Annotated in this window: 24 protein-coding genes; 18 read left to right on the top strand and 6 right to left on the bottom strand. The window is 61.3% G+C overall.

The annotated features are described in order from the left end of the window. Nucleotides 1-26: 26 nt before the first annotated feature. The 7 genes from ACR0MI_RS08830 (at nt 27) to ACR0MI_RS08860 (ending at nt 6,534) form a co-directional block, all read left to right on the top strand. A complete protein-coding gene (locus tag ACR0MI_RS08830; RefSeq protein WP_170816944.1) occupies nt 27-1,730 on the top strand; it encodes an acyl-CoA dehydrogenase family protein in 1,704 nt (567 codons plus the stop codon). Further along, nucleotides 1,727-2,776: an MBL fold metallo-hydrolase gene (locus ACR0MI_RS08835; RefSeq protein WP_480854147.1), complete on the top strand. Its 1,050-nt coding sequence runs from the start codon at nt 1,727-1,729 to the stop codon at nt 2,774-2,776. Before ACR0MI_RS08830 ends, ACR0MI_RS08835 begins: the two co-directional genes overlap by 4 nt. Before the next feature lie 3 nt (nt 2,777-2,779). Next, nucleotides 2,780-3,232 carry a DUF6173 family protein gene (locus ACR0MI_RS08840; protein ID WP_170614358.1) on the top strand — a complete coding sequence of 151 codons (453 nt, stop codon included), beginning with the start codon at nt 2,780-2,782 and terminating at the stop codon, nt 3,230-3,232. A 64-nt stretch (nt 3,233-3,296) separates the two neighbouring features. Next, on the top strand, nt 3,297-5,135 hold the full coding sequence (locus tag ACR0MI_RS08845) for a glycerophosphodiester phosphodiesterase (protein WP_170614359.1): 1,839 nt from the start codon (nt 3,297-3,299) through the stop codon (nt 5,133-5,135). Further along, entirely contained in the window at nt 5,122-5,682 is a 561-nt protein-coding gene (locus ACR0MI_RS08850; RefSeq protein WP_170816942.1) for a hypothetical protein, read from the top strand. Before ACR0MI_RS08845 ends, ACR0MI_RS08850 begins: the two co-directional genes overlap by 14 nt. A 67-nt stretch (nt 5,683-5,749) precedes the next feature. Further along, the gene (locus ACR0MI_RS08855; RefSeq protein WP_170614361.1) at nt 5,750-5,884 is read left to right on the top strand and encodes an aa3-type cytochrome c oxidase subunit IV; all 135 of its coding nucleotides are present in this window, start codon (nt 5,750-5,752) and stop codon (nt 5,882-5,884) included. 17 nt (nt 5,885-5,901) lie between these two features. After that, nucleotides 5,902-6,534 (top strand): hypothetical protein, encoded by a 633-nt coding sequence (locus ACR0MI_RS08860; protein ID WP_170614362.1) that lies wholly within the window; start codon nt 5,902-5,904, stop codon nt 6,532-6,534. Here the strand turns inward: ACR0MI_RS08860 and ACR0MI_RS08865 are convergent. Both ACR0MI_RS08865 and ACR0MI_RS08870 read right to left on the bottom strand, forming a co-directional pair. Then, entirely contained in the window at nt 6,523-6,855 is a 333-nt protein-coding gene (locus ACR0MI_RS08865; RefSeq protein ID WP_170614363.1) for an AzlD domain-containing protein, read from the bottom strand. The two genes, ACR0MI_RS08860 and ACR0MI_RS08865, sit on opposite strands and share 12 nt — an antisense overlap. Beyond that, entirely contained in the window at nt 6,852-7,574 is a 723-nt protein-coding gene (locus ACR0MI_RS08870; RefSeq protein ID WP_170614364.1) for an AzlC family ABC transporter permease, read from the bottom strand. The genes ACR0MI_RS08865 and ACR0MI_RS08870 overlap by 4 nt, the downstream gene beginning before the upstream one ends. Here ACR0MI_RS08870 and ACR0MI_RS08875 point away from each other — a divergent pair. From ACR0MI_RS08875 to ACR0MI_RS08890, 4 genes are read left to right on the top strand one after another with little or no spacing between them, the layout of a single operon-like run. Then, entirely contained in the window at nt 7,573-8,511 is a 939-nt protein-coding gene (locus tag ACR0MI_RS08875) for a formate dehydrogenase accessory sulfurtransferase FdhD (protein WP_480440889.1), read from the top strand. The genes ACR0MI_RS08870 and ACR0MI_RS08875 overlap by 2 nt on opposite strands. Beyond that, a complete protein-coding gene (gene mobA / locus ACR0MI_RS08880; RefSeq protein WP_170614365.1) occupies nt 8,508-9,152 on the top strand; it encodes a molybdenum cofactor guanylyltransferase MobA in 645 nt (214 codons plus the stop codon). The genes ACR0MI_RS08875 and mobA overlap by 4 nt, the downstream gene beginning before the upstream one ends. After that, complete coding sequence (gene mobB, locus ACR0MI_RS08885) at nt 9,149-9,640, top strand: molybdopterin-guanine dinucleotide biosynthesis protein B (protein ID WP_170614366.1); 492 nt, start codon at nt 9,149-9,151, stop codon at nt 9,638-9,640. The genes mobA and mobB overlap by 4 nt, the downstream gene beginning before the upstream one ends. Further along, a complete protein-coding gene (locus tag ACR0MI_RS08890) occupies nt 9,637-11,706 on the top strand; it encodes a molybdenum cofactor synthesis domain-containing protein (RefSeq protein WP_480854153.1) in 2,070 nt (689 codons plus the stop codon). The genes mobB and ACR0MI_RS08890 overlap by 4 nt, the downstream gene beginning before the upstream one ends. A 9-nt stretch (nt 11,707-11,715) precedes the next feature. On the opposite strand, the gene ACR0MI_RS08895 is transcribed toward ACR0MI_RS08890, so the two are convergent. The 3 genes from ACR0MI_RS08895 to ACR0MI_RS08905 all read right to left on the bottom strand — a co-directional run bounded on the left by ACR0MI_RS08895 (nt 11,716) and on the right by ACR0MI_RS08905 (nt 13,803). Next, nucleotides 11,716-12,705 carry a hypothetical protein gene (locus ACR0MI_RS08895; protein WP_170614367.1) on the bottom strand — a complete coding sequence of 330 codons (990 nt, stop codon included), beginning with the start codon at nt 12,703-12,705 and terminating at the stop codon, nt 11,716-11,718. Nucleotides 12,706-12,719: 14 nt separating this feature from the next. Beyond that, nucleotides 12,720-13,190 (bottom strand): transcription elongation factor GreA, encoded by a 471-nt coding sequence (gene greA, locus ACR0MI_RS08900; RefSeq protein ID WP_170614368.1) that lies wholly within the window; start codon nt 13,188-13,190, stop codon nt 12,720-12,722. A 232-nt stretch (nt 13,191-13,422) separates the two neighbouring features. Next, nucleotides 13,423-13,803: a VOC family protein gene (locus ACR0MI_RS08905; RefSeq protein ID WP_170614369.1), complete on the bottom strand. Its 381-nt coding sequence runs from the start codon at nt 13,801-13,803 to the stop codon at nt 13,423-13,425. Between the two features lie 86 nt (nt 13,804-13,889). Here ACR0MI_RS08905 and soxR point away from each other — a divergent pair, with 86 nt between their 5' ends. From soxR to ACR0MI_RS08925, 4 genes are all read left to right on the top strand, one after another. Then, nucleotides 13,890-14,345: a redox-sensitive transcriptional activator SoxR gene (gene soxR / locus ACR0MI_RS08910; protein WP_170614370.1), complete on the top strand. Its 456-nt coding sequence runs from the start codon at nt 13,890-13,892 to the stop codon at nt 14,343-14,345. 136 nt (nt 14,346-14,481) lie between these two features. Then, a complete protein-coding gene (locus ACR0MI_RS08915) occupies nt 14,482-16,128 on the top strand; it encodes an electron transfer flavoprotein-ubiquinone oxidoreductase (RefSeq protein WP_170614371.1) in 1,647 nt (548 codons plus the stop codon). A 140-nt stretch (nt 16,129-16,268) separates the two neighbouring features. Next, nucleotides 16,269-17,945, top strand: a complete 1,677-nt coding sequence (locus ACR0MI_RS08920; RefSeq protein ID WP_170614372.1) for a tetratricopeptide repeat protein — start codon at nt 16,269-16,271, stop codon at nt 17,943-17,945. Continuing rightward, nucleotides 17,935-18,753 (top strand): 4-(cytidine 5'-diphospho)-2-C-methyl-D-erythritol kinase, encoded by an 819-nt coding sequence (locus ACR0MI_RS08925; RefSeq protein ID WP_170614373.1) that lies wholly within the window; start codon nt 17,935-17,937, stop codon nt 18,751-18,753. Before ACR0MI_RS08920 ends, ACR0MI_RS08925 begins: the two co-directional genes overlap by 11 nt. On the opposite strand, the gene ACR0MI_RS08930 is transcribed toward ACR0MI_RS08925, so the two are convergent. Further along, entirely contained in the window at nt 18,746-19,744 is a 999-nt protein-coding gene (locus tag ACR0MI_RS08930) for a polyprenyl synthetase family protein (RefSeq protein ID WP_170614374.1), read from the bottom strand. The genes ACR0MI_RS08925 and ACR0MI_RS08930 overlap by 8 nt on opposite strands. Nucleotides 19,745-19,800: 56 nt before the next feature. Between ACR0MI_RS08930 and ACR0MI_RS08935 the strand changes: the two genes are divergently transcribed. From ACR0MI_RS08935 to ACR0MI_RS08945, 3 genes are all read left to right on the top strand, one after another. Further along, the gene (locus ACR0MI_RS08935) at nt 19,801-20,016 is read left to right on the top strand and encodes a putative signal transducing protein (protein WP_170614375.1); all 216 of its coding nucleotides are present in this window, start codon (nt 19,801-19,803) and stop codon (nt 20,014-20,016) included. After that, nucleotides 20,013-20,783: a methyltransferase gene (locus ACR0MI_RS08940; RefSeq protein ID WP_170816941.1), complete on the top strand. Its 771-nt coding sequence runs from the start codon at nt 20,013-20,015 to the stop codon at nt 20,781-20,783. The genes ACR0MI_RS08935 and ACR0MI_RS08940 overlap by 4 nt, the downstream gene beginning before the upstream one ends. Nucleotides 20,784-20,908: 125 nt before the next feature. After that, nucleotides 20,909-21,073, top strand: a complete 165-nt coding sequence (locus ACR0MI_RS08945; RefSeq protein WP_170614377.1) for a YdcH family protein — start codon at nt 20,909-20,911, stop codon at nt 21,071-21,073. The last annotated feature ends 17 nt before the right edge of the window (nt 21,074-21,090 follow it).

The following is a 21,090-nucleotide window of genomic DNA, read 5'->3' on the forward strand; positions in this document are numbered from 1 at the left end:
CCGAACTGACAGCCCCGAGGGAAGCCATGACGTATCGCGCCCCAGTCCCAGATTATGAATTCCTGTTCCGCAACGTGATCGACTTTGACCAGATCGCAGCCACCGAGATGTTTTCAGAGGCCAGTACGGATGTGGTCAGCGCCATTCTGACCGAAGCAGGCAGGATGTGCGAAGAAGTGATGGCCCCGCTGCAACGCCCCGGTGATCTGGAACCGGCGCGGCTGGAAAACGGGGTTCTGCGCTCGTCTCCGGGGTATGCCGATGGCTGGAAGGCGATATCCGAAGGGGGCTGGATCGGGATAAGCGGCGATCCTGAATATGGCGGCATGGGCCTGCCGATGACCTTGACCAGCGCAGTGAACGAGATGATGAGCGCGGCCTGCCTTTCGCTGCAACTGGCCCCGCTGATGAGCCAGGGCCAGATCGAGGCGCTGGAGCATCACGCCAGTGCCGAGCTGAAAGAGCTTTATCTGCCCAAACTGATGTCGGGCGAATGGTCCGGCACGATGAACCTGACCGAGGCGCAGGCGGGGTCGGACGTGGGTGGCCTGGCCTCAAAGGCGGAACCGAACGGGGATGGCACCTACGCGGTGACGGGTCAGAAGATCTTCATCTCGTGGGGCGACAACGATTTCGCGAAAAACGTCTGCCACCTGGTGCTGGCGCGCCTGCCGGACGGCGTTCCCGGGACGAAGGGAATTTCCCTGTTTCTGGTGCCCAAGTTCATCCCGGATGAGAACGGCAATCCGGGCGTGGCGAATGATCTGAAGGTTGTGTCGCTTGAGCACAAGATGGGCCTGCACGGCTCACCGACCTGCGTCATGCAATATGACGGAGCCAGGGGCTGGCTGGTTGGCAAGGAACATGGCGGCATGGCCGCGATGTTTACGATGATGAACAATGCCCGTCTGGGTGTTGGCGGGCAAGGCGTCGGCGTTGCGGAAGGCGCCTATCAGCATGCGCTGGCCTACGCGCTTGAGCGCAAGCAGGGCAAGACGCCCTCGGGTACGATTATCGACCATGCTGATGTGCGCCGCATGCTGATGGAAATGCGCGCGGATGTGTTCGCGGCACGGGCCATCCTGCTGGCCAATGCAGTGGCCATCGACATGGCCAACGCGACCGGCGATGCGGACTGGTCGGCCCGCGCGGCGCTGCTGACGCCAATTGGCAAGGCTTTTGGCACCCAGACCGGCATGCGTGTCGCCGAAACCGGCGTGCAGGTTCACGGCGGCATGGGTTTTATCGAGGAAACCGGTGCGGCCCAATATTACCGTGACGTTCGCGTGACCGCGATTTACGAAGGCACCAATGGCATTCAGGCGATGGATCTGGTCGCCCGCAAAATGATGGATGGGGGTGAGGCTGCGGCGCGGCTGCTGGATGAAATCGAAGATCACGCAGAACAGGCGCGGGCCACCATGCCGGAACTGGCCGGCCCGGTCTGGGAAGCCACCGAAAGCCTGCGTGAGGCCACTGAATGGCTGGTTTCCCAGTCGGAAATGAACAACCGCTTTGCCGGGGCCGTCCCGTATCTGCAAGCCTTTGCGCGGGTTCTGGGCGCGCATTACCATCTTGCGGCAGCTCTGGCGGAACCCGATGGGCCGCGGTTCAAGCTGGCGCGGTTCTACATCAACGCTTTGTTGCCCGAATATGCGGGCCTGCTGGCAAAGGCGCAAAACGGTGCGGACGATATCTTCGCGCTCAACGTGGACGAGCTGCTGGCATGAAGGATGGTGGGCAACGATTGACGACGCACTACCCCTGGCCTGAACCTCCGGCCCCCGATGAGGCGATCGAGATTGCCGAAGGCGTCCTTTGGCTGCGCCTGCCGCTGCCCATGGCGCTTGATCACGTCAATGTCTATGCGCTGGATGATGGCGACGGGTGGACGGTGATCGACACCGGTATTTCGTCCAGAAAGTCGCGTGGCATCTGGCAAACGCTGATGGACGGGCCATTGGCGGGCAAGCCGGTGACCCGTGTTGTCGTTACGCATCATCACCCCGACCATGTTGGCAATGCAGGGTGGTTCCAGACCGAACACGGCGCTGAATTGGTGGCCAGCCGCACCGCATGGCTGTTTTCGCGGATGCTGACGCTGGACGTGCAGGAAACCTGGCCGCAGGAAACGCTGGACTACTACCGCAGCGCGGGCATGGCGCATGAAATTCTGGCAAAGCGTATGTCGGACCGGCCCTTCAACTTTGCCGACACCGTCTATCCGATGCCGCTGGGCTATACCCGGATCAAACAGGGCGACGTGATCCGCATGGGCGGGCGTGACTGGGACGTTCACGTGGGCAATGGCCACGCGCCCGAACACGCCACGTTCTGGAGCCGCGATGACAATCTTGTCCTGTCCGGCGATCAGATCATCAGCTCGATCAGCCCCAATCTGGGTGTCTATGTCACCGAACCCATGGCGGATCCGGTGGCCGAGTGGCTGGAAGCCTGCGAGCGGCTGTCGGCGCTGGCGCGTCCCGATCATCTGGTGTTGGCCGGGCACAAGCTGCCCTTCACCGGATTGCCGGTTCGCATGCGGCAACTGGTCGACAATCATCACGGCGCGCTCCGGCGGCTGCTGGATCATCTGGACCAGCCCAAAGCTGCCGCCGAGTGCTTTGCCCCCCTGTTCAAGCGTCCGATTGGCGAAGGTGAATACGGTCTCGCGCTGGTCGAGGCGGTTGCACATCTGAACCATCTCTACCACATTGATGCTGTAACCCGGTCGCGCCGCGCGGACGGGGCGTGGGAGTTTCAGCGCAAAGGGTAAGCCATGCAGGATCAGATCGAAACCTCGGCCGAGGCCGCAGAATCCGCCGCATTGCCACGCTGTTACGAGGTCCACGCCAACTCCAGTGCGCAATCGGGCAACAAGGATCTTCCCGGCCGCCTGAAAAAGCCGGTCGAAACCAAAAGCCCGGCCCAGTGGGCCTATGAACGCCTGATCCTGTATATCCAGAATTTTGAAAAGACGCTGGACGGCGATCAGGAGGTTGCCATGGGCTTCACCGGCGGCGATGCCGGGGTGATGCGGATCGAGGGGATGGGTTATTTCGACCCTGACGTGATCACCTTTTTCGGCTCGGACGCCACCGGTGCGCGCACCCAACTGGTACAGCATGTCAGCCAGTTGAACGTGATGCTGCGCGCGCTGCCCAAATCGGTCGAGGACAAGCCTGCCAACCGCATCGGTTTTCGGCTGGCTGCGGATCTGGAAGAAAGCTGACAGTCCCGCTTGCAATTCACGCAATCGCAGCCTTGAATGAGCGTATCATTCAGGAGAGCGCCGCGTGACACATTTCTCAACCGTTACAGAGGCCTGGCGGGGGGCTTGGGCGCGCCGTCGGGTGTTCGTACCGATCTATGTTGCGGTGCGACTTTTGCTGGTGGCGCTGATTGCGCCGGGCGTGGCGATAGCCGTGCAACTGGCGGTGTCCCTGTCCAATCAAAGTGCCCTGACCGATCAGGCCATTGCCGGGTTCATCCTGTCCCCGGTGGGCTTTATCGCGGCGATCCTTGCGCTCAGCCTGTTTCTGCTGGCCGAAGTGTTTGTCTTCTCCGTCATGGCGGGTTCTCTGCGCATGGGCGAGGCCGATCCCTGGCGCGCCGGCAGCTCCGCCATCCAACTGATCCTGTCCCGACTGCCCGCTTTGTTCGGCTTTGCGGTCCGGTTTGTCCTGCGCGTGTTGCTGCTGGTTCTGCCCTTTGCAGCCATTGCCGCCGTTGTCGCGTGGTGGACACTGACGGAATACGACATCAACTATTACCTGACCTTCCAGCCACCCTCGTTCTGGGTGGCGGTCGTTCTGATCGGGTTAATCGTTCTGGCATTGGCCTGGGTTTTGATCCGCAGGCTGTCGGCCTGGGCCCTGTCGCTGCATCTGGTTCTGTTTGAAAGCTGCAATCCGGCAGAAGCGTTTGAAACCAGCACCGGGCGGATGGAGGGCAAACGCGGACGCCTAAAGATCGAACTGGCGCAGTGGCTGGGCATACGCATCGTGATCGCAGCCGGAATTGCGGCTGTGGCCGGGTTTCTGTTCGATCTCGTACCCCTGCAACCGGGTGGTCGTCTGCAACTGGCACTGACCTACACACTGGTCATCGCCGCGCTCTGGTCGCTGGCCGGTCTTGTTCTGGCGGCCGTCGCGCTGGGCGCTTTGGCGGTGCTACTGGACGGTTTCTTCGAGGCAAAAACGTCAGACATCCCCCACCCCGAACCGGGCAACTTGAGGTTGCCGCTATTTGGTGTTTTGGGGGCTGCCGTCCTTGCAGTGCTGGCCGGTGGCTGGTTCGGGCAGCGGCTGCTTGAACAGGTGCAGGCCCTCGACCACGCGGATGTCATCGGCCACCGCGGGGCCGCGGCCTTGCGGCCCGAAAACACCATGGCGGCCGTTCTTAAGGCCATCGAGGATGGCGCGGACTGGGTTGAGATCGACGTGCAGGAAACGGCCGATGGTGAGGTCATCGTCGCCCATGACAGCGATTTCATGAAACTGGCGGGCGTCAACCTCAAGGTCTGGGATGCCACAATGGACGACGTCGCGGACATCGATATCGGCAGTTGGTTCGGACCCGAATACGCCTCGGAACGCACGCCGACCCTGCGTGAGGTGCTGGAAGCCGCAAAAGGCCGGTCGAAGGTGATCATCGAACTGAAATATTACGGCCATGACGTCGATCTGGAAAACCGGGTTGCCACAACTGTCGAAGAAATGGGGATGCAGGACGATATCGCCACAATGTCCTTGAAATATCCGGCGGTGCAGAAGATGAAGGCCCTGCGCCCGGACTGGCGCGCCGGTGTACTGGCTGCGACCGCAGTCGGCAATCTGTCGGGGTTGGATGGCGATTTTCTGGCGGTGAACGCGGCGATGGCGACACCCGGGCTGGTCCGGTCTGTCCATGCTGCCGGCAAGGATTTGTATGTGTGGACGGTGAACGATCCGTTGCAGATGTCGGCTTTGGCGTCGATGGGCGTCGATGGTCTGATCACCGACCGGCCTGCCATGGCCCGCGAGGTTCTGCGCGTCCGAGCCGAGATGGGTCCGGCTGAACGTTTGCTGCTGTGGTTGGCCACCGAGTTCGGGATGACCGTGGACACAGAGGCGATGCGCGATGCGAGCCCTTAAAACGGCGCTTATCCTGATCGCCCTTGGCACATCCACCGCCGCGCAAGATCTGATGCGCGGCATCGAGATGCCCGGCCATCAGGCCCTGATGACACAATCGGCCGGGGCCGAAGTGACGCCATTTGAAACCGATGGCTGCTCGGGCGGGCTGTCGGCCAGCTGGCGATTGGTGGCTGACATCATCCCAAGCTTCGCCGCACGCTATGAAAACAACCCTCCGTGGGAATATTGCTGCGTTACCCATGACAGCGCCTATCACAACGCCGGCGGCGCAACGCGGGCCGAAGACAGCTATGACGCCCGCCTGTCGGCGGACGATGCACTGCACGCCTGTGTCGAACAACACGGCGATGCGCATGCCGAAGAATACGCGGATCGTTACGGGGTGACACCCGAACAGGTCCGAACCGCCCATTCGGTCACCGCGGATGCCATGTATATGGCGGTGCGATTTGGTGGCGGCCCCTGTTCCGGCCTGCCATGGCGATGGGGCTTTGGTTTTCCGGGCTGTTCGGTATTCGGGTCACAGTCACCTGCGCGCGAATGACGTGGTGACAGCGCTTTCGTTTTCCTTTATCCAAAGCCCAAACACGCGAATTCAGGAGTCTTCCGACATGGCCGAACACAAGCACGGCGAGATGGACATCACAGTTCAAACCAAAACCTTCGAAGGGTTCGTCAAAGCCACAGTCTGGTGCTGTGTGGCCATTGCTTTCCTGGGATTGTTCCTGGCGGTTTTCGCGTCTTGATCTGAACGGGGCGAACCGTGCTCAGAATAATTGTCGCCTGCCTGTTGGCAGTGACCGTAGCTGGCTGCACCGGATCGAATCGTCCGCAGGCAGACCTGGCCGAGGTCGCTGCACGGTCCTACCGTGACCCCGGCCCGTCGACGCTGACGCTTTACACGATGATCAACACCCGGACCGGATCGGGCGCGCATACGTCGCTGATGATCAGCGCCAGCGAGCGGGTGATCTTTGACCCTGCGGGATCGTTCCGTGCGGATGTGGTTCCGAACAAGGATGATGTCCTATACGGTATCACGCCCGCTGTCGAACGCGCCTATCGCAGCTCGCACGCGCGCGAGACGCACTATGCGCGCATCCAGACCATCGAGGTCACGCCGCAACAGGCCGAGATCGCCTATCAACTGGCCAAGCAGTCCGGCCCGGTGGCCAGCGCGTATTGCGCCCATTCGACGGCAAGTATCCTGAGGCAAGTGCCGGGGTTCGAACAGATCGACGTCACATTCTACCCGGTCAAACTGTCGGAACAGTTCGCCCAGATTCCGGGCGTGGTGACAGAAGAATACCGTGAATACGACGACGCGGACCTGCAAAAGGGACTGGCTGCGAATAACGCGCGCCTCAATCAACTGGACGCGACCTCAACCCAGTAGGTAGAGCAATCCGTACAGCGTGGCGGCGCCCGAAAAGATTGCCGCCAGAACGTTCTTGGTGACCAAACCGACCGACAGCGCCACCACGGCGGCAGCCATGCGGGGCAGGTCCGGCTGACCTTCGGTTGCGGCGGGCCAGACGACAAGTGGTGCGATCAGCGCCGGAATGATCGCCACCGCCGTGTACCGCAGATGACGCAGCAGCCACGGCGGCATGGGGCGGTCTCCGACGAGGCCGATAAAGGTAAAACGCAGGGCAAAGCTGCCGACGGCCAGCCCGACGATGATGATCCACATGGTTGTCGGGTCAATTTGGGTCATGTCTCTTTCCGCTCCAGCCTGCGTTCCAGCATCAGTTCGGCCTGCGCGCCCGCCATCATGCCCGCCGCGCCCGCGATCAGCAGGCCCAGATTGAATGGCACCGAAACGGCCAGCAGGGCGACAATGATCGCAACCAGCGCCGCAATCACATGCGCCAGCGTCCGCATCATTGGTCCAATCATGGCCAGAAACGTGATCGGCAGGGCGAAATCCAGCGCCCAGCTTTCCGGGATTTGCGCGCCCAGCACCGCCCCGAGATAGGTGGCGAATATCCAAAGCGGGGTGATCGGTGTGACCGAGCCAAAGAAATAGGCCATCCGCTGCGGTACAGTCATCTTCGGCTCTTTTTCAAACTGGACGATCCCACAAGCATAGGATTGATCGACCGTCAGGTAGGCCGCAATGGCCCTTTGCCACAACGGGGCGGCCCCCAGATAAGGTGTCAGCGAGGCGGAATACATCGCCACCCGCAGGTTCACCGCAAGCGCCGAGATCAAAACAATCGCCGTAGGCGTGTTGTCCTGCAACAACTGCAGGGCGGTGAACTGCGCGGCACCCGCAAACACCGTTGCGGAAAACGCGATGGTTTGAACGATATCCAGCCCGGCCTCGGTCGCGAAAACCCCAAACAGCGTGCCAAAGGGGATGGCCACGAAGATAAACGGCGTGCCGTCCCGAAAACCCTTCCAGAAGTAAGACTTGGATGTGGTGTCTGCCATGGCTAGATCCTATGGTGTCGCCAGCACAACTAGCGGTCTTGGGAAAGGGTTGCAATTGGCCACGCACACGGACCTGTCGGACTACATCATCGCGCCTGATCCCGGCGCGGCCCGCCTGACCCGCGCGGTGGAAGGCGTGGACCAGAACGGCGAGGTCAGCCAGATCTCGGTGATCGAGGAGCGCCCGCTGACGATTTTCCTAAATGCACAGGAGATCGTGACGGCGATGACCATCGGCGATTACCCCGAATATCTGGCGCTGGGTTTTCTGCGCAATCAGGGGATGCTGCTGGCGGATGATGAGATCACCGGCGTCGATTATGACGACGATCTGGAAACCGTGGTTGTTCGCACAGCGCGCCAGACCTCGTACGAGGACAAGCTGAAGAAAAAGACCCGGACCAGCGGTTGCGCGGTCGGTACCGTCTTTGGCGACATGATGGACGGGCTTGAGGATGTCCGCCTGCCGCAGGTTTCTGTCCGCACCTCATGGCTTTATGAACTTACGGCCCGGATCAACCGAACCCCGTCGCTGTATCTTCAGGCCGGGGCGATTCACGGCACCGTCCTGTGCCGGGAAAACCGCCCGCTGGTCTATATGGAAGACGTGGGCCGCCACAATGCGGTCGACAAGATCGCCGGCTGGATGCTTTCGACCAGGGAGGAGGCTGGTGACAAGATCCTCTACACCACGGGCCGCCTGACGTCCGAAATGGTGATCAAGACCGCGATGATGGGCATTCCGGTTCTGGCTTCGCGATCGGGTTTCACGGCATGGGGCGTTGAAATTGCACGTGAGGTCGGGTTGACCCTGATCGGTCGTATGCGCGGGCAGCGGTTCGTGTGTCTGTCCGGCGAGGATCGTCTTGTTCGGGATATCGACCCTTCGTCCGTGGCGGTTGAGGACAAAAAACATCGCAGGAAAAGCGCAGGATGACCAAACCAAAGGGCGTGATCCTCGCAGGCGGTCTGGCCACCCGGATGGGCGGAGGCGACAAGGGCCTGCTGCAACTGGGCGGGCAAAGCCTGCTAACCCGGGTAATTGACCGGCTGGCCCCGCAGGTCGACGGTCTGGCGCTGAACGCCAATGGCGATCCGTCCCGGTTCAGTGCCCTGAACCTGCCTGTGTTGCCGGACACAATCGAAGGTTTCGCAGGACCGTTGGCCGGTGTTCTGGCCGGTCTCGACTGGGCCGCGGAGCAGGGCGCCGACAGCATCGTCACCGCTGCTGCCGACACGCCGTTCTTTCCCCGCGATCTGGTGGCGCGGCTGATGCAGGCGGCTGAAGGACAGGCGCATCCGCTTGTGTTGGCGACGACCCCGCGCACGGGTGACGAAGCTCTGAAATCCGGCGGTGGAAAGCGGGTCAACCGGCACCCGACATTCGGGTTGTGGCCAGTCGCATTGCGCGACGATCTGCGGGCCGCGTTGCAGGACGGGCTGCGCAAGGTCGTCTTGTGGACCGATAAACATGACGGTCGCGAGGCGCTGTTTCCGGCAGACCCTTTCGATCCGTTCTTCAACGTGAACACGCCCAAAGACCTCGAAAGGGCGCAGACCTTGCTGGAGCAGGCATGAGAGTCTACGGCGTCACCGGCTGGAAAAACGCGGGCAAGACCGGGTTGATGGAGCGACTGGTGGCCGAGATCACCGGACGGGGGTTCACGGTTTCAACCGTCAAACACGCGCATCATGCCTTTGACGTCGATCAGCCGGGCACCGACAGCCACCGTCACCGTGTTGCCGGCGCCTCCGAGGTTCTGCTGGCGTCCGGGCAGCGTGTCGCCCTGATGCAGGAACTGCGCGGCGCGCCTGAGCCGTCTCTGGACTCGCTGCTGGCCCGGCTATCACCGGTCGATCTGGTCCTGATCGAAGGATACAAACGTGAAAGCCACCCCAAGGTCGAGGCATTTCGGGCCGAACCCGGCAACCCGCTGATCGCTTTAAAGGATGAAACGATCCGGGCGGTGGCCAGCGACACGCCACTGGATCTGGATCGCCCGGTCTTTGACCTAAACGACACTGCGCGCATTGCTGCGTTCATCCTGCAAGAGGTTGGTTTGTGACCACATTCGACACCTTTGCGATGGTCGATTGGTCTGGTGGAAATGACACAGGGCCAACGCCCCGCAAGGATGCGATCTGGGGATGTATGGTGCGCGACGGGGCCACTGGTCAGGCTGAATACTTGCGCAATCGTAAGGTCGCAGAAGATTGGCTGACCAGGTTGATTGAAACGGAACTGAATGCGGGTCGGCGCCTGTGTCTGGGGTTCGATTTCCCATTCGGCTATCCTAGGGGCTTTGCCCGCGCACTGACCGGTGCGGACGATCCGCTGGGCTTGTGGGAGTGGTTCGAACACCGGATCGAAGACGCGCCGAAGGCCAATAACCGTTTCGATCTCGCCGGCCGGATCAACCGGGATTTCGGCGGCAGGGGCCCGTTCTGGTTCAACGGTCTGGCCCGCGATGTTCCGGGCCTGCCGAAAACCAAAGCGGATTATCACAATCCCTTTCCGGATCGCCGTCAGGTGGAAGCTCTGGCCAAGGGTAGCTTCACCTGCTGGCAGATGGGCGGATCCGGCGCGGTTGGCGGGCAGGTGATGACCGGACTGCCGGTTCTGTCCCGCCTGCGTCGCCGATTTGCAGGGCAGGTGGCCGTCTGGCCGTTCGAAGTGCTGGACAAACCGGTCGCCTTTGTCGAAATCTGGCCCTCACTGACGCTGGGGGCGGAACCCGATGATCGGATCAGGGACGCCTGGCAGGTCGAACAAGTCGCGAAGTCTCTGGCGCAGATGCCAGAGGCGGAACTGACCCGGCAGCTGACCGTCAGCGCCGCCGAAGAAGGATGGATTTTGGGCGTGCCACAGGACAAACCGAATATCACACCACCGCCATTGCAAAACGACTGCTTTGCCCTGCCCGCAGGCGTGGACTGGACCCCGGTGGATGAGGCATTGGCCTTGCTGCAGGACCGGCTTTCGGTAGTGAAGGGGGCTGAGACCGTGCCACTGGGTCAGGCGACAGGTCGTATTCTGGCGGCGGATCAGATCGCGAAACGCTCCAATCCGCCGCAACCCAATACGGCGGTAGATGGCTATGGGTTTGCAGGGCCTTTTGCAGAAGGCGCACAGGTTCTGCCCCTGATCCAAGGGCGCGCGGCGGCGGGTATACCGTTTGAAGGCACCGTTCCCCCCGGTCAGGCCCTTCGGGTTCTGACCGGGGCGGCTCTGCCTGCGGGTGTGGATACCGTCATTCTGGAAGAGGATGTGACCGTTCAGGACGGCCACATTGCCTTTCACGGCCCTCTAAAAAAGGGCGCGAATACCCGAAAGGCAGGCGAGGATGTGGCCGCCGGAGATCTGGCTTTGGCCGCAGGTCGCCGCCTGACACCCCCGGATCTGGCGCTGCTGTCAGCAGTGGGAATTGCCGAGGTTCCGGTGCGCAAGACCCTGCGCGTGGCGGTTCTGTCCACCGGTGACGAACTGATCGAAGCCGGAGAGCCCGCCGGACCCGGGCAGATATTCGATGCCAACCGCCCGATGTTGCTGTCTCTGGCAGCCCGGATGGGATTCGCTGCGGTTGATCTGGGCCGTGTGGCCGATGATCGTGACGCGTTGGCGACGCGGCTGTACGAGGCGTCCGAGCGGGCCGATGTGATTCTGACCAGTGGTGGCGCATCCGCGGGCGACGAAGATCATGTCTCCGCTCTGCTGCGGCAGGCCGGGGCGATGCATGAATGGCGTATTGCGCTGAAACCGGGCCGTCCGCTGGCGCTGGGGATGTGGAAGGGCACTCCGGTCTTCGGCTTGCCGGGCAATCCGGTGGCGGCACTGGTCTGCACGCTGATCTTTGCGCGCCCCGCCCTGGGGCTGATGGCCGGCGAAGGCTGGCAGGAACCGCAAGCGTTTGACCTGCCCGCCGACTTTGAAAAACGCAAGAAACCTGGTCGCCGCGAATATCTGCGTGCACGGGTCCGGGACGGTCGTGCTGAAGTATTCGCGTCAGAAGGTTCGGGCCGGATCAGCGGCCTCAGCTGGGCCGAGGGACTGGTCGAGATCGAAGACGGCGCGCGCCATATCCGGCCCGGCGACCCTGTCCGGTTCATTCCCTATGGCAGTTTCGGGCTGTAGCGGCGCCTGTCAGTCGAAGGTACCCGCAACCCGTCCCAGCAGCATGAACGCGCGGGCGGTTCGGGTTTCACCTAGCGCGGTCAGTTCAGCATCGCTGGCGATGGGCTCGAATTCCACGATCATGTTGTCGAACCGCCGCAGAAAATGGTGCGCGGCGTCGCGGAAAATCGGGTCCTGCTTCATTCGCGCCGCCGTCAAGGCCAGCGAGGACCGGTCCCGAATGCCGCCCAGAGCGGCCACTGCACGGCCGCGTGCGCCCTGCGCGAACTGGCGCCAGATTTCAGGTCGGGCCATGTCGGGACGCAGGTCGTCCATATAGATCCCCTCCTGGCTGAGAAGGGTCAGCACATCCTGCGAGGCCTGCACCAGTTGTGCGGTCTTCCTGTCCTTCAGCGCCAGCCTCAGGGCGTCGAACCCTTCGGCATCGTCCTGTGTTTCAGGAAAGTTCAGGGCACGGATAAAGATACCGGTCGGCAGAGGGCGCGCGATGTCTTCCGCTGGTGTGCCAAGCGCAAGTGAGGTCTGGTCTCCCGGTGATGGTGCCGCCCTGCGCACAGGTTCGCGGCGCTTGGAAGAAAACGTAGCCAATGCGCTTTCCGTCTTCTTCGCTGTCTGCGCGATTTCATCCAGCTTCTTGCTGACGGCAGGCTCATACGTACTGGCGGCGCGCTGCTGCTGCGTGACATAGGCGTTTCGGATCGCGTCGATTGCCGTCTGCAGTCGGGCACTTTCCTCGCGCATGACGCGGCTGGCGCGCATGGCCATGGCCGCCACCCAGATCATGGCCACGGGCATGAACACTGCAAGCAGCGTGACGATGAAACTGCTGGTTTCGACCCGGCCGGGCAGCACCAGAAAAACCACCGAAACAACCAGCCAGATCAGGCTGAGAACAACACCCGCGATCTCGATGCCGCTCACCGACGGCGCTCCGGGGCGATCGTAGATGCCCAGAGATGTCGGTTGCTTGGTTTCGCGGTCAGGATTGGACCCCGACATGATCAACGCTCCGATCAGGCGTACTCGATACTCAGAATTTCATAAGACCGCACACCGCCGGGGGTACGGACTTCGACACTGTCCCCCTCTTCCTTGCCAATCAGGGCGCGGGCAAGGGGGGATTTGATGTTCAGCAGGCCTTTTTCGATATTGGCCTCATATTCACCCACGATTTTCCAGGTCTTTTCTTCGTCGGTGTCTTCATCGACCAGCCTGACCTTGGCGCCGAACTTGATCGCGCCCGACAGTTTGGCCGGATCAATTACGTCAGCCAGCGACAGGATGCCTTCCAGCTCTTTGATGCGCCCTTCGATAAAACCCTGTTTTTCACGGGCCGAATGATACTCGGCGTTTTCCTTCAGGTCGCCCAGTTCCCGCGCCGTCGCAATGGCCTCGATGATCGCCGGGCGTTCGACGGACTTCAGGTTCTTCAATTCCGCCTCAAGCGCGGCATTGCCCGCGGGCGTCATGGGAATTTTTTCCATTTTGTCTTCGTCCACGCATAAATTGAGTCGCCCCGCCGCTCAAAGCGTCGGGGCGAATGATGGGTCGTCAGATACCTGACCCAAATGCAGCGTGAAATGCAAGGGGGCTCAGTGGTTCCGGTGCTTTATTCGCGAACTCGCGCCGTCGGGATGGGGCAAGGCATGCCTGCGGCGATGCCCCAGAAGGTCGCCCCTGCGCCAGTGATGCGCTTCGGTTCCCAGCCACAGCAACTCAATCATACTGCACCACCTCGAATTCGATGCCGTTGTCATCCTCGAAATAGAACCGCCTGCCGGGTTCGTAATCCGCATGGTTGTGCGGCTTGAATCCCGCTTTGCGCACCTTGCTTTCAGTGGCATCGATATCCTCGACCAGCACGCCGACATGGTTCAGCCCGCCGACATAGTCGTAACTGTTCTCACCCGAGCGCATGGGTTTGCCCGGCGCATAGAGCGCGAGATAGGTGTGTGCGCTGCCCACGTGGACCGTATAGCCGCCAGCGATTGCCGGACCTTCCCACCGGGTTTTCCAGCCAAAGACCTTCTCCATCCAGTCTGCCGAAGCCTTTGGGTCGCGGACAGTGAAATTGGTGTGTTCAAGCGTCGCCATCATGGGATCTCCTTTGCGAATTCAGGCTTGTCACGACTCACCGTAATTTCTAAACCTAACTTTAGGTCAAGAAGTTTTTTGAGGTTCTGATGGCTGCATCCGAAGGGCTGGCAATTGGCGCACTGGCCCGGCGCACCGGACTGGCTGTTTCAGCCATCCGGTATTACGAGGCACAGGGCCTGATTGCACCCTGGCGCAATGCAGGCGGGCAGCGTCGCTATCAACGTGCCGATATCCGGCGGCTGAGTTTTGTCATGATCGCCCAGCAATTCGGCCTGACCCTGCCGGAGATCCGAGAGGTGTTGTCGGGCCTGCCCGGAAACCGCACCCCCACACCGCAGGACTGGAAGCAGATCAGCACCACCCTGCGCGCCCGGCTGGATCTGCGAATCGATACCCTGACACGATTGCGCGACAATCTGGATGGCTGCATCGGGTGCGGCTGCCTCAGCCTGCCGAAATGCGCCCTTTACAACCCCGATGACCGGGCAAAGTCCAATGGTAGCGGTCCCAGGTATCTCATGGGTGATACACCAGACGGCTGAACTGCCGTATTGCTGCTGTTTTACGCCGTGTTTCGATTGACCAAGGTCTTGCCGACCGGGTAATCAGCCGTGAAACAAAATTGCGCACACCACGCAGTGAAAGCGCCAATTCGGAAAGTTAGCTAAGGAGCCCGCGATGGCCGAGATTGAACGCGAAGCGATGGAATACGATGTGGTGATCGTGGGCGCAGGCCCCGCGGGCCTGTCGGCGGCCATTCGTCTGAAACAGCTGGATGCCGACCTGAACGTCGTTGTTCTGGAAAAGGGCTCGGAAGTGGGCGCACATATCCTGTCGGGTGCGGTACTGGATCCGTGCGGTCTGGATGCGCTGATCCCCGACTGGAAGGAAAAGGGCGCGCCGCTGAACGTGCCTGTGCACGAAGACAACTTCTACATGCTGGGTGAGGCGGGCAAGATCCGCATCCCGAACTTCCCGATGCCGCCGCTGATGAACAACCACGGCAACTACATCGTGTCGATGGGCAATGTCTGCCGCTGGATGGCGGAACAGGCCGAGGAACTGGGCGTGGAAATCTTCCCGGGCATGGCGTGTTCTGAACTGGTTTACGGCGACAATGGCGAAGTCAAAGGCGTTGTTGCTGGCGTTTTTGGCCTGGAAGCAGATGGTTCCTACGGCCCGAACACCGAACCGGGCATGGAGCTGCACGGCAAATACGTCTTCCTGTCGGAAGGTGTGCGCGGCTCGCTGTCGAAAGAAGTCATCGCCAAATACGACCTGTCGGCCGGCAAAGAGCCGCAGAAATACGGCGTCGGCATGAAAGAGATCTGGGAGATCGACCCGGCCAAGCACAAGGAAGGCTCGGTCACGCACACCATGGGCTGGCCGCTGGGCAGCAATGCGGGCGGCGGGTCGTTCATCTATCATCTTGAAAACAATCAGGTCTATGTCGGTTTCGTGGTGCACCTGAACTACAAGAACCCGCACCTGTATCCTTACATGGAATTCCAGCGCTTCAAGCATCACCCGATGGTCGCCGAACTGCTGAAAGGCGGCAAGCGCGTGGCCTACGGCGCCCGCGCGATCACCGAAGGCGGCCTTCAGTCGATGCCGAAACTGGTCGCACCCGGCGTGGCGCTGTTGGGCTGTTCTGCGGGCATGGTCAACGTGCCGCGCATCAAGGGCAACCACAACGCGATGCTGTCGGGCAAGGCCGCAGCCGAGGCTGCTTATGACGCCATCAAGGCCGACCGCTCGGGCGACGAACTGACCGCCTACGAGGCCGACGTGCGCGAAGGCGCAATCGGCAGCGACCTCAAGAAGGTGCGCAACGTCAAGCCGCTGTGGTCGAAATACGGCCTGACTGCTTCGCTGGTGCTGGGCGGCATGGACATGTGGACCAACACGCTGGGCTTCTCGTTGCTGGGTACTCTGGGTCATGGCAAGAACGACGCGGAATCGACCGAAGATGCCAGCAAGCACAAGCCGATCGACTATCCCAAACCTGACGGAACGCTGTCGTTCGATCGTTTGACCAACGTTTCCTTCGCGGCCACCAATCACGAGGAAAGCCAGCCCTGCCACCTGCGCCTGGCCGACCCCGAGATTCCAGTCAAGGTCAACCTGCCCAGGTTCGACGAACCGGCGCAGCGCTACTGCCCGGCGGGCGTCTACGAGATGGTCGAGGATGAAAACGGTCCGCGATTCGTGATCAACTTCCAGAACTGCGTCCACTGCAAGACCTGCGACATCAAGGATCCCAGCCAAAATATCACCTGGACCACACCGCAGGGCGGCGACGGGCCGAACTATCCAAACATGTAAGCGAAAACCCGGGCAATGGCGGCGTCGTGAAGGCTCTGCCATTGCCTCTCAGGGGCCAAAGCCCTAGCTTATCGTTCAGATAACGATAGCGAGGCAGAATTCTGGTGATTTCCCTGGTTCGACGCGTGGCATTGGCTGCAATGCTTTCTTCCCCTATTGCCGTTCCGGTCTTGGCCGATACCGGCGCCGGGGCGTATCTTGCGGGTCGTCAGGCGATCTATGAAAGCGACTATACGGCGGCCGAGAAATATTATTCGCAGGCCCTTCGCTTTGATCCGGAAAACCTGCACCTGCTGGAAAGCGTGGTCGTGGCCCGTCTCGCGCTGGGCGAGATTCAGCGAGCCCTGCCCGTCGCGCAGAAAATCGTGGACAACGACTTGCCAAGCCAGGCCGCGCGCATGGTGCTGTCGGCGGCTTTGGTGGCAGACGAAAAATATGACGCGTTTCTGGCCCTTGATCCTGAAACGCAAGGTGTCGGGCCGCTGGTTGACGGGCTAATGATTGCCTGGACCTACATGGCGCAGGGCGCCATGACCAAAGCGATGGAGCAGTTTGACAAGGTTTCCACGCAGGACGGTCTGAGGGAGTTTTCGCTGTATCATAAGGCAATGGCCCTTGCGTCCGTGGGCGATTTCGAAGGGGCTGAGGCAATTTTTGCCGAAAACAACGGAACCATTGCCCGCTTCAGCCGCCGCGCTGCACTTGCCCGGGCCGAGGTCCTGTCGCAACTGGACCGCAATGCCGACGCGCTGGCATTTCTGGACGAAGTGTTTTCCATAGGCAGCGACCCGACCATCGAAGGCTACGAGACGCGTCTGACCGACGGCGAAACCCTGCCTTTCACACATATCGGATCAGCTCGGGACGGCATGGCCGAGGTTTTCTTCTCGGTTGGCGCGGCACTGAATGGCGAAGCGGCACAGAACTATGTCCTGCTTTACACACGTGTGGCGACCTTTCTGCGCCCCGATCACGTCGACGCGATTTTGCTGGGGGCAGAGCTGCTGGACGATCTGGAACAGTTTGATCTTGCAGTTGCGGCCTATCGGACAGTGCCTTCTGACAGCCCTGATTTTCACGTTGCCGAACTGGGCCGGGCCGAAGTTTTAGGGCGTGCAGGCAAGAAAGACGCTGCAGCGGAAGTTCTGCAGAACCTGGCGGCACAACGTCCGAACCTGCCGTCCGTTCATGTGGCACTGGCCGATTTGTTGCGCCGGGACGAAAACTATGCCGCCGCGGTGCCGTCCTACGACCGGGCGATCGAGCTGACCGAAACCGGGGCGGGCGGCAGTTGGTTCCTGCACTATGCCCGCGGAATTTCGCATGAGCGTCTCAAGAACTGGGATCAGGCCGAGGCGGATTTTCGCCGCGCGCTTGAACTGAACCCGGACCAGCCGCAAGTGCTGAATTACCTCGGCTACTCGCTGGTCGAACGTCGCGAAAAGCTGGACGAGGCGCTTGAAATGATCGAACGCGCCGTCGCCACGCGCCCGGACAGCGGTTATATCGTGGACAGCCTCGGTTGGGTTCTGTTCCGGCTCGGCCGCTATGAAGAAGCCGTTGAGCATATGGAACGCGCCATCGAGCTGATGCCGGTCGACCCGGTGGTCAATGATCATCTGGGCGACGTCTATTGGGCCGTTGGGCGCGACCGCGAGGCCGAGTTCCAGTGGAAACGCGCCCTGTCTTTCATCGACCCCGACGACACCGATGGTGAGGCCGATCCCGACCGTATCCGGCGAAAGCTCGAGATCGGGCTGGACGCGGTTCTGGCGGAAGAAGGTGCAGAGCCTCTTCAGGTTGCCAATGAAGGCTGAGGCATTTGCCCCCGCCAAGATCAACCTGACCCTGCATGTGACTGGCCAGCGCGAAGATGGCTATCACCTGCTGGATTCTCTGGTCGTGTTCGCAGATATCGGTGATCACCTGACGTTCGAGCCCGGCCCGGACCTGTCGATGGACGTCACCGGTGAACATGCCCGGGGTGTACCATCCGATCAGCGTAATCTGGTTTGGCAGGCGGCGGATGCAGTTGGCTGGACAGGCCGAATTACCCTGAACAAGTCGTTGCCCCATGGGGGCGGTATCGGCGGCGGGTCTTCGGATGCGGCCGCGACATTGCGTGTGCTCGCGGGATCGGGCAACGGAAAGCTGCCGAACCCGGTGTCACTGGGTGCTGATATCCCGGTCTGTTTGATGGCGAAAGCCGCGCGAATGCGGGGCATAGGCGAACAGATCAACCCTGTTTCCCTTCCGCCGCTTTATGCGGTTCTGGTCAACCCTTGCGTCGGGGTTCCGACCGGTTCCGTTTTCAAGGCGATGGAAACGCGCCACAACCCGGCTATGCCCGAGGATATCCCTGAATTTGAAACGGCGGAAGACTGCGCCGCGTGGCTGAAAGGCCAGCGCAACGATCTGCAGGCACCGGCCATGGGCATTGCGCCTCAGATCGGGCGGGTTCTTGATGAGCTCGACGCCTCTCGCGGTGTTCTTTTGTCGCGGATGTCCGGCTCGGGCTCGACCTGTTTCGGGCTTTACCCGTCCATGAAGGCCGCGCATTTCGCGGCCTATGAAATCGGCGCGGCCCATTCCGACTGGTGGTGCCGCGCAACGCAGCTTAATTGAGGCGCGCGACCACGTAGTCGGCCAGATCGCGCAGCAGCGACCGGATCTCGTGATCGGGCAGCACCTCCAGCGCGGTTTTGGCCTTGGCGGCCCAGCCGATGGCATCCGAACGGGTGGCCTCCAGCGTGCCGTATTTGTTCATCAGGCTTAGCGCGTGATCCAGATCGCCATCCTGCTGGCGGCCCTTGCCAATCGTGCGTTCCCAGAAGGCGTGTTCGTCTGCCGTGGCCTGCGCCACGGCCTTGATCACCGGCAGGGTCAGTTTGCGCTCGCGGAAATCATCGCCGACATTCTTGCCGGTTGCCTTGCTGTCGCCCTGATAGTCCAACAGGTCATCGGCGATCTGAAAGGCAATGCCAAGCGCGTCGCCATAGTCGAACAGCGCTTTCACCTGCTCTTCCGATGCACCGGCAATCACGCCGCCTACCTCGGTTGCAGCCGAAAACAGCGCGGCCGTCTTTCCGCGCACCACCTGCAGATAAATGCCCTCGTGGGTGCTCAGGTCGGTGGCTGCCGTCATCTGCAACACTTCACCCTCGGCAATCGTGGCCGAAGCGTTGGCCAGAATGTCCAGAACGCGCAACGACCCGGTTTCCACCATCAGCTGGAAACTGCGGGAAAACAGGTAATCGCCAACCAGAACACTGGATTTGTTGTCCCACAGCAGGTTTGCCGTGGGCCGCCCGCGCCGCTGGGCGCTTTCGTCCACAACGTCGTCATGCAGAAGCGTGGCGGTATGAATGAATTCGACCGTCGCGGCCAGACGCACATGGTGGTCGCCTGAATAGCCAAACAGACGGGCTGCGGCCAGAGTCAGCATGGGGCGCAGACGCTTGCCGCCCGCCTCAACCAGATGAGCGGTCACTTCGGGGATACGAGGGGCGTGTTCCGACGCCATGCGCGTGCGGATCAGATGGTTTACCGCATCCATTTCACCGGCCAGAATGTCGGCCAGCCGTTCATGTGGTTTCGAGATTGTGCTGACGTTCATCACACTCCTGATACAAGGCTCGACTTCCGCCGCTCCTTGCCCTTACATCCATCCCCATGGAAGAACTATTGCGCAGCACCGATCCGACAATCCTGGCCTTTGCATCCGCTCTCCTTGAAGGCGAGGATATAGACTGCTTTCAGATGGACGTAAATATGAGCATCCTCGAAGGCGGCATAGGAATTTTCCCCCGCCGCCTGATGGTGCGCGCCGACGACCTGATCCGCGCCGAACGGGTAATGCGTGACAACGACATCCCCTTGGGCCGATGAGCGGGTTCTCCGACAGCGAGCTGATCTGCAACGAGTTCCTCGGCGGACGCGTGCGGCTGTGGCAGCCTTTGTCCGGCTATCGCGCAGGTGTTGACCCGGTTCTGCTGGCGGCCTCGGTTCCGGCCACGGCAGGCCAAACCGTGCTGGAGCTTGGCTGCGGGGCAGGCGCCGCCATCCTGTGCCTTGCCGCCCGCGTGCCGGGCCTGCACCTGACAGGGGTCGAATTGCAACCCGCCTACGCCGATCTGGCGCGGCGCAACGCCGCAGAGAACGATGTGCCGCTGGCAGTGATACCGGCAAACCTGACCGATCTACCCAATGATCTGAGGCAAAGACAGTTCGATCACATTATCGCCAACCCGCCCTATTACCGCCCCGGCGCACACAGCCCGGCGCAGGATTCAGGGCGGCAGGTGGCGCTGGGCGAGCAGACACCGCTGTCGGACTGGATCGGCGTGGCCGCCAGGCGGCTTGCCCCGCGCGGCTATCTGCACATGATCCAAAAGGCCGAACGCCTGCCGGACATGTTGTCGGCCTGTGCCGGCAGACTGGGTTCAGTCGAAGTCCTGCCGCTGACGCCGCGCGCGACCCGAGATGCGGAACTGGTTATTCTGCGCGCGCGGAAAGAGGGGCGCGCTGCCTTCCAGCTCCATTCCCCGCTGATCCTGCACACAGGCGCACGGCACGAGAGGGACGGTGAGAGCTATACGCCCCAGGTAACTTCGGTGCTGCGGAACGGGGCCGGGCTACCCGGATTCTCGGATTGATAGGCGGTGACCGGCCGAATTTGTCGGATTTGTGACAGATTCTGTGCGTCTGCGGCGTGACAGGCTGGAAACGATGTGGTCAACTTCCCATGTAAAACTCAGACATCCAACTAAGGAGGATCGCCATGAGCGTGAGCGCACATCTGACGGAACTGAAGAAAAAACACGAAAGTCTCGGTCTCGAAGTGGAAAAAGCCCAACGCTCGCCAGGAATTGATGATCTCCATATTGCGCAGCTCAAAAAGCAGAAGCTCAAGCTGAAGGAAGAGATCGAACGCCTGTCCAATTAAAGCGTCCAGCACCTGAC

The sequence above is a fragment of the Ruegeria sp. D4 genome (genome assembly GCF_056534475.1).

What these genes read in the sequence shown, in the direction of transcription:
- ACR0MI_RS08895 (WP_170614367.1), bottom strand. Translation starts at nt 12,705, where the DNA reads ATGTCGGGGTCCAATCCTGACCGCGAAACCAAGCAACCGACATCTCTG.
- greA (WP_170614368.1), bottom strand. Translation starts at nt 13,190, where the DNA reads ATGGAAAAAATTCCCATGACGCCCGCGGGCAATGCCGCGCTTGAGGCG.
- ACR0MI_RS08870 (WP_170614364.1), bottom strand. Translation starts at nt 7,574, where the DNA reads ATGGCAGACACCACATCCAAGTCTTACTTCTGGAAGGGTTTTCGGGAC.
- ACR0MI_RS08835 (WP_480854147.1), top strand. Translation starts at nt 1,727, where the DNA reads ATGAAGGATGGTGGGCAACGATTGACGACGCACTACCCCTGGCCTGAA.
- mobB (WP_170614366.1), top strand. Translation starts at nt 9,149, where the DNA reads ATGAGAGTCTACGGCGTCACCGGCTGGAAAAACGCGGGCAAGACCGGG.
- ACR0MI_RS08940 (WP_170816941.1), top strand. Translation starts at nt 20,013, where the DNA reads ATGAGCGGGTTCTCCGACAGCGAGCTGATCTGCAACGAGTTCCTCGGC.
- ACR0MI_RS08935 (WP_170614375.1), top strand. Translation starts at nt 19,801, where the DNA reads ATGGAAGAACTATTGCGCAGCACCGATCCGACAATCCTGGCCTTTGCA.
- soxR (WP_170614370.1), top strand. Translation starts at nt 13,890, where the DNA reads ATGGCTGCATCCGAAGGGCTGGCAATTGGCGCACTGGCCCGGCGCACC.
- ACR0MI_RS08840 (WP_170614358.1), top strand. Translation starts at nt 2,780, where the DNA reads ATGCAGGATCAGATCGAAACCTCGGCCGAGGCCGCAGAATCCGCCGCA.
- ACR0MI_RS08915 (WP_170614371.1), top strand. Translation starts at nt 14,482, where the DNA reads ATGGCCGAGATTGAACGCGAAGCGATGGAATACGATGTGGTGATCGTG.
- ACR0MI_RS08855 (WP_170614361.1), top strand. Translation starts at nt 5,750, where the DNA reads ATGGCCGAACACAAGCACGGCGAGATGGACATCACAGTTCAAACCAAA.
- ACR0MI_RS08930 (WP_170614374.1), bottom strand. Translation starts at nt 19,744, where the DNA reads ATGAACGTCAGCACAATCTCGAAACCACATGAACGGCTGGCCGACATT.
- mobA (WP_170614365.1), top strand. Translation starts at nt 8,508, where the DNA reads ATGACCAAACCAAAGGGCGTGATCCTCGCAGGCGGTCTGGCCACCCGG.
- ACR0MI_RS08830 (WP_170816944.1), top strand. Translation starts at nt 27, where the DNA reads ATGACGTATCGCGCCCCAGTCCCAGATTATGAATTCCTGTTCCGCAAC.
- ACR0MI_RS08875 (WP_480440889.1), top strand. Translation starts at nt 7,573, where the DNA reads ATGGCTAGATCCTATGGTGTCGCCAGCACAACTAGCGGTCTTGGGAAA.
- ACR0MI_RS08865 (WP_170614363.1), bottom strand. Translation starts at nt 6,855, where the DNA reads ATGACCCAAATTGACCCGACAACCATGTGGATCATCATCGTCGGGCTG.
- ACR0MI_RS08945 (WP_170614377.1), top strand. Translation starts at nt 20,909, where the DNA reads ATGAGCGTGAGCGCACATCTGACGGAACTGAAGAAAAAACACGAAAGT.
- ACR0MI_RS08905 (WP_170614369.1), bottom strand. Translation starts at nt 13,803, where the DNA reads ATGATGGCGACGCTTGAACACACCAATTTCACTGTCCGCGACCCAAAG.
- ACR0MI_RS08920 (WP_170614372.1), top strand. Translation starts at nt 16,269, where the DNA reads ATGCTTTCTTCCCCTATTGCCGTTCCGGTCTTGGCCGATACCGGCGCC.
- ACR0MI_RS08925 (WP_170614373.1), top strand. Translation starts at nt 17,935, where the DNA reads ATGAAGGCTGAGGCATTTGCCCCCGCCAAGATCAACCTGACCCTGCAT.
- ACR0MI_RS08850 (WP_170816942.1), top strand. Translation starts at nt 5,122, where the DNA reads ATGCGAGCCCTTAAAACGGCGCTTATCCTGATCGCCCTTGGCACATCC.